Raw genomic sequence first — 12,302 nt, 5'->3', positions numbered from 1 at the left:
CCCTCCAGATAGCTCAGCGCGCTTCCGTAGGCATGCCCCGGCTGCGGCGCGCCGTCGATACCGCCCATGAGGCGGCCGTCCCTGTTCGCGAGGTCCGCCGCCCACTGGGAGGACACCTCCCGCAGCGCGCGCTTGCCCGCCGCCACCTCGCTCAGCCCTTCGGCCAGGTGGTGTGTGCCGGTGACCTCCCAGCCGTCCATGGCGTTGACCGACGCCGTGGACGTGTTCCCGTCCGCGTCGCGGAAGACCATGTGGGAGACGGGAAGCGAGTGGCCGTCCCCCGCCACCATCTCGGCGAAGTCGCGGCAGATCTCGGTGTTCGAGAGGCCGGAGGCGGTGGGGAAGCGCGGCTCGACCCTCAGCAGGGGCTCACCGCGGCTGCCGTCCGGCTTGCGCGGCACGATGGAGAGATCCTCCTCGGGCACCAGCCGCAGTCCGCTTCCCGCGGCCCTCAGCCGCGCGGAGGACCTGGCGATGACCTCGCGGGTCGCGTACACCTGCTGGTTGGTGGGGTGCTCGCCGTCCGACCTGCCCAGGAGGGCGAGAGACCGGTCGGCTGAGATGTACAGCAGAGGGCGGCTGTTGACCGAGTGGCTGCTCTCCTTCTCCACCGGCAGGATCAGCCCGGCCATCTCCGGGTCCTCGCCCGGCGGGTCGACCTCTCCCCAGGCGATGTCCGCCGGCCTCCGGAAGAGCTTGCCGTCGGTGCGGTCGCCGCGGTCGTCGACGACCTCGTAGTCGGTCGTCGACAGAGGCCGCGGACGCACGTTCGGGATGTCCGCGAAGACAGGTTGCCGCACATCGGCGGCCCGGCCCTCGCGCGCGGGCGGCGCCGCGACCTCGTCGGCGGACCGGGCGATGCTCTCGGCCTCGTCGTCGGAGTCCTCGTCGTCCGACGAGGACGCGTCGGACACGTCCGAGACGTCGCTCAGCTCGCTGAGCCCGAGCTCCGCGTCGGACACGTCCGAGATGTCGCTCGGCTCGCTGAGCCCGAGGTCAGCGGGTTCGGCCGCGCCGCCGCGCAGGTGCAGCCGCGGCGGGGGCGTCACTTCCTGCGCCTCTTCGACCGGCGCCGTCCGGGACGCGTTCTCCGTACCGGCCGCACCGGCGGTGCGGTCCGCGGCCGCCGTGTCCGCCGTGCCGCTCGCCCCGACCGCGTCCGAGGTGACGGCCGCGCCGGAGGCGACGGCCGCGCCGGAGGCGACGGCCGCGCCGGAGGTGACGGCCGCGCCGGACGGACCGGACACACCGGTCGCGTCGGACCCGTCTGCCGCGTCGTCCGCGGCGGACGCGTCGGAGCCGTGGCCGGACGGACGGTGCGCCGGGGCCGAGAGGAGCGTCCTGAGGGGGAAGGCGGCCGTGCCGACGCCCTCCGCCTCGCGGGCCGTGTGCAGGGCCTCCGACGCGCTGCGCGCGCGTCCCCAGGCGCGGGACTGCGCGTGCAGCTCGCTGCTCTGCCGCCTGCGGGCGGCGTGCAGCGCCGCGTCGATCTCCCGGAGGCGGTCGGCGGCCCCGGCCCTGGCCGCGGCGCCCCGCTGCCATGCCGCGTCAGCCCGCTGCTTCTCGGATTCCGCCTCTTCGGCCTCCGCGCGGACATCGCCGAGGCGGCCGAGCAGACGCCTGAGCGTCTCGTCGGCCGTCTCCTCCGCGGCCTTGGCACCCGCCGCCGCCTGCCGGGCCTGACGCGCCTGCGCCACGGCCCGCTCCACGGCACCGCGGGTCTCCGCCAGTTCGGACTCGGCGTCGGCCAGGCGCTGCGCCGCGGCCTCCTCCTCTTCGGCGCTCCCGCCGCTCTGCCGGAGACCGTTCAGTGCGCCGCGCGCCGTGCGCACGGCCTCCCAGCGGTCGTCCTCCGCCGCGCGGAGGTCGTCCAGCGCGCGCTCGCTGACGACCTCCTCGTCGTGGAGCCGGTCGTACTCGGCCCTGGCCTCCTCGACTGCCGCCGCGGCGGCAGTCGCCTCGCCCTGGGCCGTGGCCAGTTCCCGCTGGGCACGCCGGTGCTCCTCGTCCACCAGGCGGTATGACGCGCCGGCTTCGGCGAGGTCCGCCTGGAGCGCTGACCGCTCCCCGTTGAGCGCGAACGCTTCGTCGGCCGCCGCGTACATGGCGTCCGTCGCCCTGGCGTAGAGGATGGCGGCGTCCTGGAACGCCGTCGCGTCGGCGTCGGTCGCCTCCGTGACATCGGCCAGCGCGCCGTCCGGGCCGAACGGCCAGTAGCGGACGCCGCCGGGTACGGGCACCGCCAGCTCGACGGGGCGTCCCGACAACGCGGCCGCCCGGGAGGCGGCGAAGAGCGCGCGGGCCCGGTCCTCGGCGCCCGTGGCCTCGGCCGGGGCGAACCAGAGCTGGACGGCCCGGTCCTCGTCGGAGAAGCCCTCGACGAGCGTCTCCGGCAGGTGGTCGAGCGCGTCGGGCGACAGGTCGCTCAGCCGCGGCGAGCCGTTGTCGGCGAGCAGCCGCGGCAGGTCGTACACCTGGGGCGCGATGCGCGGGCCGAGGACGCCGTGGCCGAACAGGTCGCGCTCGAAGGGGCGGGTGTCCGCGACGCCGGTGACGTAGCGGGTGCCGCCGGAGCCGCGGACGGTCAGCACCACGTCCACCGCCGTCAGGTGGCTGCGGGTGCCGCGCGCGTCGACGGGCTGGAAGGTGTTGCCCTCCCTGCGCCGGTCGCGCTGGCCGGTGCCGACGGAGGCCGAGTCCTGGAACGTCGTGGGCTGCCGGGAGAACACCGGGATGTTGCCCTGGACCAGGTGGCTGTTCTCGTCGTTCAGGCTGCCGGTGCCCTGGAGCCCCATCGTGAAGGAGGAGCCGGATGAGGCGAAGGTGCCGGCGGAACGGGTGGGGCGCCGCACCCGGTCGACGGCGGTGCCGCCGTCGTCGGTCGTCGGACGCGGGTTGCTCAGGTGGACCTCCACCGAGGCGGCCGTCCCGCCCTCCTCGGGCCAGGCGCCGGGCATGCCGGGAGTGGGTACGTCCGTCAGGCCGGAGGGCCGCAGGCTGATGTCGCCCGCCTGGATCAGCTCTCCGATGCGCGTGGCGACCGTGTCGTCGGCGCTGCCCGCCGGCGCCCAGGTGTCCGCCAGTTCGGGCGCCACCGCGTGCAGCGCCTCGACCAGCTCCGGGTACGCGTCGAAGCCGAGCACCGGGAAGCTGCCGGTGGGAACGAGGCGCGGCACACCGGTGCGGTCGGGCCGCCGCTCCAGCACCGCCGGACGGACGTGGTTCTGGGGCTGCCGGGGCTCGGCCGCGTCGGCGCCGGTGAACCGCAGGTCCGCACGGGCCGGAACGGCGACGCTGCGGGCCGGGCGGTTGCCGAGGGTGTCTTGCGCCCACTGCCGCAGCCAGTGGCCCACCGTGTCGGGCGCCCACTCGCCGCCGGCGTCCTGCCAGCTGCGCAGACCGCCGCGGATGATGCCGCCTGGCAGGTCCAGCGGCCAGCCCGTCGCGGGACGCGAGCGGACCGTCCCCTTGAGGACGTACGGGACGCCCTCGAAGTCGGCGGTGTCGTCCGTACGCGTCCAGTACCGGTCGTCCGCGTCGGCGCCTTCGGTGTGCCCCGAGCTCTTCGCACTGCCGAGTCCCAGGGTCGTGCCGAAGCGGTCCAGGCGCGAGGGCTGCGTCGGCCGCCCGAAGCGCCAGATGATGTTGGCGCCGCCCTGGTGCGAGGTGGTGGCCGAGCGGGTGTCGGACGTGCCGTGCGGAAGGTGGACGCTGACCTGCTCCAGGCCGGCGCCGGGGCCCGTGGGCCGCCCGCGCACCTCGCGCAGCTGCGGCGTCTCCATGTCCAGCTCGGCCGTGATGTCGATGTCCACCACCCGGGCGCCGCCCATGGTGTGGTAGCGCAGCTCGTAGTGGTAGGCGCCGGCGGGCCCGCGCCCCGGCAGCCCGCGCAGCGCCTCGGGCGAGGTGAAGTTGGCCAGCCAGGGCCGCAGGTCCGCGTCGTAGGCGGCGTGACCCGGGGTCATGGCGCCCGGCGCCTCGTCCTCGACCAGCGCGCGCAGCTCCTGGTGGAGACGGTCCCGTACCTCGTACCGGCCCGGGGCGGGTTCCGCGTCCTCGGGCCGCTCCTGGAGGGGCCCGGCGACCGGGTCGCTGAGCTGGGTCACGGACAGCACGTTGCCCGTGCCGAGCTGCCGGGTGCGCGCGAACCTGTCGGGCAGCGGCACGGTCCGCTCCTGGACCTGGGGCTCCGGCATCCCCGGGACGTCGGCGAACCACTTGGCGTGCCGGGCCAGTTGGCCGTCCGACATGAGGAACTGGAGCCCGTGGGGCACGTCGACGGCCACCGTGACCGGGGCGTGCTCGCCCCAGCCCGCCGCGTTGCCCGCGATGTTGCGCGAGCCGGACCGCAGGGTCACCAGCAGGGTGACGTCCCCGCCGACCAGATGCAGGTTTCCCGCCTCGGTGGGGGTGGACATCGTCGTCGTGCTGGTCTTGCCCTCGTGCGAGGAGGAGGTGCCGCTCCCGTAGGTGTAGCGGAACGAGGGGTTGCCGCGCGGGCCCACCCGCTGCGTGCCGTCGGGCTCCGGGTCGGGCGGCGTCTGGAGGAACATGACCGAGGGCCCGGCCTGCCACTGGCTGCCGCTGCCCGACTGCCGGCCGGCGAAGTCGGTGATGTTGAGGTCGTTCTCCATGTAGGAGACGCCGCTGGTGATGTACCGCGGGTTGTGCGCGAAGCCCCTGATGTCCACCAGGTACTCCCGGTCGACGCCCTGCCCCGGCAGGGTGAGCCCGCCGACGACGTACTCGCCCTTGAGGCTCTGGAGCACCCGTCCGAGCAGCGCCGACGCGCTCAGCTCGTGGTCCAGCACGCGGTTCGGGAAGGCGCCCCTGTCCGCCAGCGAGCCGCCGGTGGTCCAGTCGCTCAGCCGGTCCCGGCCCCACGTGGCCCAGCCCGCGACCGAGTCGGCGGCCCATCCGGCGACCGAGGCGGCGGCCGACCTGGCCAGACTCGCGGCCGACCTGGCCCAGGCGGGGACGGTGCCGGGGGCGGTCGGGGTGCCGGTGCTCTCCCGCGTGTCCCTCCCGGTGCCGGTCTCGGCCTCGGGCGCCCCGTGCTGGACGGCCTCGGGTGTCCCGTGCTGGACGGCCTCGGGTGTCCCGTGCTGCACGGCCTCGGGCGGGAGTTCACCGCGCGCGAGGCGGTCGAGCACCTCGCGCAGCGGGCCCGACACGTTGTAGAAGTCCACCTCGACGTCGTCCGGGATCAGCATCGCGCCGGGCAGCGGCGTGCCGTTCGGGTCGACCAGGCTGTTCATCCGCACGGTGTCGTCGTGGGCCGAGCCGTCGGTGACGGGCCGTCGGATCACCGGCTTCGGGATCACGGTCCGCTCCTGGCCCGGGTCCACGGTGCGCAGGTGCTCCACGACGAAGGTGAAGCTGCCCCGGCCGACGGTCTCGGCCTGCTGCTCCTCGGCCGAGGAGACCCCGGCCGAGGGGGCCTCGACGGACTCGGGACCGGCGGAGGCGGACCCGGCGGACTCGGGACCAGCGGACTCGGGCTCCATGGCGGTGAGTTCCACGGCGCCGGAAGCGTCCTCGGCGGGCCGCGCGGCCTCGGAGGTCTCCGCCACGGCGTCGCCCTCGGCCTCCCGCGCCGGGTCCTCCTGCGCGAACCGGATGCTCGGCTCGGGCGCCGTGCCCTCGTACAGGTCGAGACCGAAGACGGCCGGCCTCTCGAAGACGTGGCTGCCGCCCTCGGTGCCCATCGTGAACTGGGAGCTGCCGACGGCGGACCCGGACGTCCTGGAGCGGGAGATCTGGTGCGGCTTGTGCGTGAAGTCCAGCGGGGTCGACAGCGCGGGCCACTCGGTGCTCGGCAGCAGCGGGCCTCCGTAGAAGCCCCAGCTCCACTCGCCGCCCCAGCCGTCCTGGTGCCCGCCGCGCGACTCGCGGTCGACGTAGCCCTGGGTGTGGACGTCGGGCAGTACGCGGGTGTGCCGCGAGCTCCGCTCCTCGTCCTCCACGGCCCACAGCTTCAGGGCCACCGTACGGGTGCCGACCGTGCCGGGCAGCTCGAAGTAGAAGGGGTGCCCGCCGTCCACGACCTCGGCGGCCGTGGTCGCCGACTCGTGCCAGGAGCGCGCCTGCTCCAGGGTCAGCAGGTTCTTCAGCCGCGCCGCGCGGACCGGCTCCCCTGACATCTGCGGGACGTACGAGGTCGGGGCGGTCTTCGGCGGGAGGAAGCCCTCCTGCCGCAGCCACCGCTCCAGCCGCTCGAACAGCGGCTCGGGGCCGGTGACGGCGGTGGGCACGGTGGAGAGCCCGAGCCCGGTCAGCTTCTCCAGGTTCGGCGGCAGGGCGCGCCGTTCGTCCTCGCCCGGAGCGTGGCCCAGCGCCGTCTCCCGCGGCAGGAGCCGGAGCACCATGCCGTCGTCGTCCCAGGGCCCGAAGGTGTCGCTCGACTCCCCGCCCTCGGCGTGGAACAGGGTGAACCTGTACTGGACGGTGGCGGGGGTCACCAGATTCCCGGCGGAGCTGTAGAGCGCCACCATGAACTGCGAGGCACTGCTGGTGTTCTGCCCGGCGTTCCTCGACAGGCTCGCGCCGGCCTTGCCCGAGACGCCGCCGCCCCAGGCGTTGAACGCGTCGGCGTGCTCCTCGCTCCGGTCGCTGGTGACCAGGGCGCCGCCCGCGGCCTCCACTCCCGCCGCGTTGGAGACCTGCCGCGAACTGGTGGTGCCGGAGTTGCGGATGTGCCAGGTCTCCAGCGAGGACAGGCCGTCCGGGCTCTGTGTCTCCGGCACGCCCGGAGTGATCACCGCGTCGAGCCTGCCGACGCCGACGACGTTGCCGCGGCCGTCCCGCAGCGGGGGCGAGTAGATGCCGTTCTTGGTCTGGGCGTCCACCGTCCCGCGCAGCATCCGCTCCGACAGGAAGGTCCCCAGCTCGGTGCGCGAGCCGCCGTCGAGCCTGTGCAGATCGGCGAGGTTCTCGGAACGGAGTATCCCCGCCAGCAGCCGGCTGGGGTCGGGTACGGATTCCACACCGTGCAGCGGGAGGTCGCCCATCGCCATCGGCTCGGGCAGGGGGTCGGCCGACTCCCTCTCGAAAGCGCGGTGTTCGGGGAACCAGACGGTGACCGGCCCGTGCTCCCGCTCCTCGCTCCAGCCGGGCAGCGCGGAGCCGTCGGCCGGCACCTCCTGCGCCTGCCACCAGCCCGTCAGGTCCACCGGATGCGCGGGGTCGAAGGCGCGCATCATGACGTTGGTCTGCGACGAGTCCTCGACCGTGACCGTCTGCGCGCGCTGGTGGTGCGTCAGCGAGAAGGTGTACGTCGTGTCGCCCCAGAAGACGGGCCCGTCCGTCTGGTTGTAGAACACCAGGGGCGCCACGGAGATCCCGCGCGCCGACGCCGAACCGGACGCGCTCGACGCGCCCAGCACCCCGTGGACCATCTGCTCGATCTTGATGTCGGGCACGGCCCCGGCGTTCCGGCCGTACCTCTCCGACAGCCGCGGGTCCGTCATCCGCATCCGCACCCGCACGGTCCGCGGGGTGCCGTCCACCAGCACCGTGACGGGGGCTCCCTCGACGCTGCGGAAGGCCGGCCGCTGCGTGATGAACTCGGCGGCGCTGAGCCGGTCGGCGAGCTGGCCCCGTACGTCACGGCCCGTGGCGCTCTCCGGGGCCAGGCCCAGCACCTCGACGATCTGCCGGTGCAGCCCGTCGAGCACGGGGGCGGCGAGCGGGCTGAACTCGACGAGCCCGACCCGTGCGTCGTACGCCGCGCCGTAGCCGCGCACATGCGCCGAGAGCGTCCTGTCGGCGGGGTTCTCGACGAGGGTCTCGGCGAGGTTCTCGCCGGACGCCGGGTCCTCGGCGCCGGTGTTCTCGGCGGGCTGCGCGACGGGGTCCGTCGCGTCCCCCTCCTGGACGGAGTCCTCCCCCGCCACCGACCCGGCGGCGGACGGCTCCGGCGCGAACTCGTCGTCCTCCGGGATCGTCTCCAGCGCGGACGGCCTCGACAGGGACGACCTCGACACGACCGGGTCCGTCGCGGCGTGCTCCGGCACGGCTGGCTCAGCGGCGGACGCCTCCTGGGCGGAGTCCTCCCCCGCGACCGGCCCGGCCACGGACGACTCCGCCGCGGCCTCGTCCTCCTCCGGAATCGTCTCCAGAACGGACCGCCGGGGCGCGGACTCCTCCCCCGCAACCGACTCCGCCGCGGCCGATTGCCCCGCGGACGGCCCGGACTCGGACTCGTCCTCCTCCGGGATCGTCTCCAGAGCGGTGTCCTGCGCCGGCGCCGGGGACGCCTCCTGCCCCTGCTCCTGTGCCTGCTGCGGAGCGGTGTCCGGCGTCTCCTCGGTCGCCGGGGCCTGCCGGCCCTCTCCCTCCTGCGGTGCCCACGCGCCGCCGCTCTCCGGGGCGTGCAGGCGGCGCGGGAGCAGGGCCTTGAACGTGCCGTCGTCCAGCAGCAGGCGGACGGCCGGGCGGCCGGACTCCGGCTGCGGGTCCGGGGTGTCCAGACCGTCGGGGTGGTACGTCAGCTCGCCCTGGCCGGGAATGATCACGTGTACGTCGACGCCGTGCAGCCGCGCGAAGAGCTGCGGGATGTAGTCCGACGCCGCGTTGTCGTAACCGGCCTTCTCCAGGCCGCCGACGGAGGTGTCCCCGTCGCGCAGGAGCTGGCGGATCAGGAGCGCCGCCTGCTGCTCCGGCGTCAGCGGGGCGTCGGCGTGGAGCACCCCGTCCTGGTCGAACTCGCGCTGGTGCTTGGCGTCCAGCGTGCCGTGGAGGCCCGCGGCGCGCAGGTCCTCCACGGTGAAGACGTCCCTCGCCTCGGTGCCGAACCAGTCGCGGGCCAGCTCAGGCCGCTGCCGCACCTGCTCGGCCAGGTCGGCGCGCACCTGCCGGGCGCGCTCCTGTGCCGTGCCGCCCGCGTAGGGGTCGCCGGGGCGCTCGCCCAGCTCGTGCAGCCCCTTCAGGCTCTCCGCCAGGGACAGCGGCAGACCCTCGCCCTTCGTCTGTTCCGGGTGCGCGGCGTCGTGCGGGTCGTGTACGTCGTAGACGGTGCCGTCCATGCCGACGTAGTGGGTGACGGGCTGGTCCTCGCCGGCGCGCGCGGCCTCGCCCGCGACCGGCTTCGCCAGCGCCTCCTGCAGCTCCAGCGCGTCGCGTTCGCGGTCCGTGAGGTCCTTGTTCGGCCGCGTCCTGGGCAGGACCGAGGGCCTGGGCAGCCGCGCGGCGCTGTCGAGCACACGCTGCTCCACCCGCGCCCGCTCCAGCTCACCGCTCAGCTTCTCCAGCCGCTCACGGAGCGCGGCCTCCTCCTGCGCCGAGAACCGCTCGGAGGCGGCCGGGCCCCGGGAGGAGCCGTCGACGGGGCGGTCCAGCTTGTCCAGCGCGTCGCGCACCTGCGCGACCTCCGCCGCCCGCTCGTCCACCTCACCGCGCAGGACCTCGAGCGGGCCGCCGTTCTCCAGCCGGTCCGCCGCCTGCCCGAGCTCCTCCGCGTCACGCCGGCCCGGCTCGTCCGCCGCGGCCCGCAGCTCGGCGATCCGCTCGGCGCTCCCCTCCAGCAGGCCGCGCGCGCTCTCGTGCGCGCCTTCCAGCGCCTCGTGCAGGTACGCGATCTCACCGCGGCGCACCGTGGCCAGGTCCTCGTCGCCCGCCGCCTGCGCCTCGGCCAGCTCGGCGCGCTTGCCCCGCAGCGCCTCGCGCAGCCCGTCGGCCTTGAACAGCTCGCGCACCAGATGGTGCTGGGGCGGAACCTTGCCCGCCCAGAGACCGCCGGGGGAGTCGGCCTCCATGATCAGCTTCTGGACGCGCTGGTTGCGGTAGAGCGGGATGCCGGGCTCGGCCTCGTGCGCCGAGGGCACCGCGGCCGGATGGGTGCGGTCCCCCGCCTCGCCGGGGCGGCCCAGCAGGTGCTGCGACGTGGCCAGGGCGCCGTCGGCCTCGTCCGCCTCGTACGCGGCCGGCTTCGCCGACTCCTCCCGCGTGGCCGGGTCCTGCTGGTACCAGTCGAGCTGCCGCTGAGCTGCCAGCTTCGCCTTGGTGTTCTCGGCGGACAGCCGCTCGTACGCGTCCCGGTGCTGCGCCAGCTCGGCCAGGTGGTCGGTCAGCCTGCCCGCGGCCGCCCGGTAGCGCTCGGCGAAATCGGAGGCGGCGTCGTTCCCGGCCAGCGACCACTGCTCGGTGCGCTCGGCCCGGCCCGCCTCGCTCAGCAGGGCGTACAGGTCCTCGTAGTCGCGCTCGACCTTGATGGCGGCTTCGCTGTTCGCCTTCCAGGCGTCGCTTTCCTTCTTGCTCAGGTCCTTGACGTGATCGAACGCCTCGCTCAGCGCCTTCGGGAAGTTCTCGTCGGTGAGGTAGCCCTTGGCCCGTGCCTCGGACTCCGTCACCGCGATGAGCTCTTCGCCGTCCGAGGTGAAGCCGACGGCGAACCGCTTCCCGTGCCAGGAGGCCCGGGGCCGTCCGCGGAAGAGGCGGTGCACGGCTCCGGTGAACCGCTTGGCCCAGCTCTTCTCGGCGCCGCCCTCGACCCGGTAGTCCATCTTCGACGCGATGAAGAACGTGCGCTCCGCTCCGGGCGCGGAGCGGACCTGCACGCCCGAGGTCACCCCGTGCTGCCCGCTGCCTGCCTCGTCGCTGGAGAGCAGCGGGACGTCCTCGCTGGGGAAGCTGTTCCCCGCCGCGGGGTTGTTCCCGGTGGAGATCGCGGGGTTGAAGGAGCTGTTGAAGCCGGTGCTGAGGCCCGATGCGCCCTCGGCGTGCTGCGAGGCGTTGAGTGCCCTGCGGTCGTCGTGGATCTGGACGTCGTCCGACACCCCGGTGATGCGCGACCTGGCACCGTCGGCGGGACGCGCCCGCACGGTGATGCCTCCGACCGCCTTCCCGACGGCGGAACCGTCGTGCAGGTCCGGCAGGCCGAGGCCCTCCTTCTCCAGCATCTTCTTCGCGGTCCCGCGCAGGAAGCGGCTGTTGAGCAGGGTCTGCGCCATCTGCCGCGGCTGGGTGCCGGGACGGGTCAGCGTGGTGTGGTCCCGCCCGGGGCCGGGGGTTACGTGGTCGAGGGCACGGCGCCAGGAAGCGGACGCACCGGTCCCGTCGGTCCCGGTCCCGGCGGACTCACCGGAAGCGGACGCACTGGTCCCGTCGGTTTCCGCGGTACCGGGCGCGGACGCACCGGTCCCCTCGGTTCCGGTCCCGGCGGGCTCTGCGGCGTCCCTCTCCCGTTCGGCGTCCCGGCCCATGCCGCGGTCGAGCACGGCGAACACGGCTTCCTGGAGGCGGGTGGCGTCCGGCACGCGCAGCACCTTCACGCCGTGGCGCCGGGGGGCCCTGAGCAGTTCACCGAGCGTCGTCTGCGAGCCCGGACCCCACTCCTCGTCCCCGCTCACCTCGGTGACCTTGAGCGGCCGCGGTTCGGGGCGCTCCTGCGCCCCGGCGTCCGCCGTCCCGGCCTCCGGGTCCTCCTGCCTGACCAGCGCGTCGGACCACTGCTCGATCATGCTGCCCGCCGGCCGCCTGACCGGGATCGTCGTCCCGTCGTCCCGGGTGTAGGTCAGCTCGACCTCGATCGGTACCTCGAAGTCGTTCTGCCGGCCGTCGCCCCCGAAGGTGATGACGGGGAGGTCGACCGCCTCGTTCGCCTCCGTGTCGCCGCGGTTGGTGGGCAGGCCGACGGCCGCGTTCGTGTTCCCGACGCCGCTCTCGCCGACCGCCTCGCCTCCCGGGCTGTTGCGCTGGGTGCCGAACATGCCGAGGAAGTTGAAGGCCAGCCGCTTGACGTTCGCGTAGGTGGTGGACTTCGACGTCTTCGTGTTGAACGAGTCCTCGAACTCGACATCGTTCTGATAGTGCGGCTGCTGGAGATCGACGGGCTCGCCCCGCACCAGCCGGACGCGCACGGAGCCGGTGAGCGGACCCCAGCGGACCTTGCTCGGGTTCCACCAGTCGCCGGCGCCGCGGACGTACGCCTTGTTGTGGAAGTGCCGGAGGCTGACGCCCTCCTCCTGGGCGAGCTGGTCGTAGAGGCCGGCGATGGCGTTCTTGTCGGTCAGCAGGTTGCGCAGTTCCTCGCGCAGCGCGCCCAGGTCCTTCAGGGACAGCTCGGGCAGCGCCAGCCCCATCCCGTGTTCCCTCAACTGCCGCGCGAACTCCTCAAGCGCGGGCTCCGCGTCGATCATCCCGCGCACCGACACCAGCTCGGGGGAGTCGAGGGCGGGGCGCACCCGGGCCGGCGGCGCGGGCTTCTCCAGGCCGTTGTCGATGAACCCGAGGCGCTCCGCCTCCTGAAAGTCCATCAGCTCTTCGCGCTTCTGGGACACCTCCGTACCCGAGACGGCGTGGCC

Annotated in this window: 1 protein-coding gene (only partly in view); it reads right to left on the bottom strand. The window is 74.3% G+C overall.

All 12,302 nt of this window come from inside a single coding sequence — locus tag ABEE00_RS22400, lonely Cys domain-containing protein, on the bottom strand. Of the gene's 57,861 coding nucleotides, 22,089 precede the window and 23,470 follow it; the stretch shown corresponds to coding positions 22,090–34,391 (codon 7,364, complete, through codon 11,464, partial); reading right to left, the first codon wholly in view occupies positions 12,300–12,302. Both the start codon and the stop codon lie outside the window.

Origin of the sequence: Streptomyces odontomachicola, assembly GCF_039605595.1 — a bacterium.
Classification (GTDB): Bacteria; Actinomycetota; Actinomycetes; order Streptomycetales; family Streptomycetaceae; genus Streptomyces.
The sequence above is the reverse complement of the archived record's forward strand: the minus strand, read 5'-3'. Positions and strand labels throughout refer to the sequence as shown.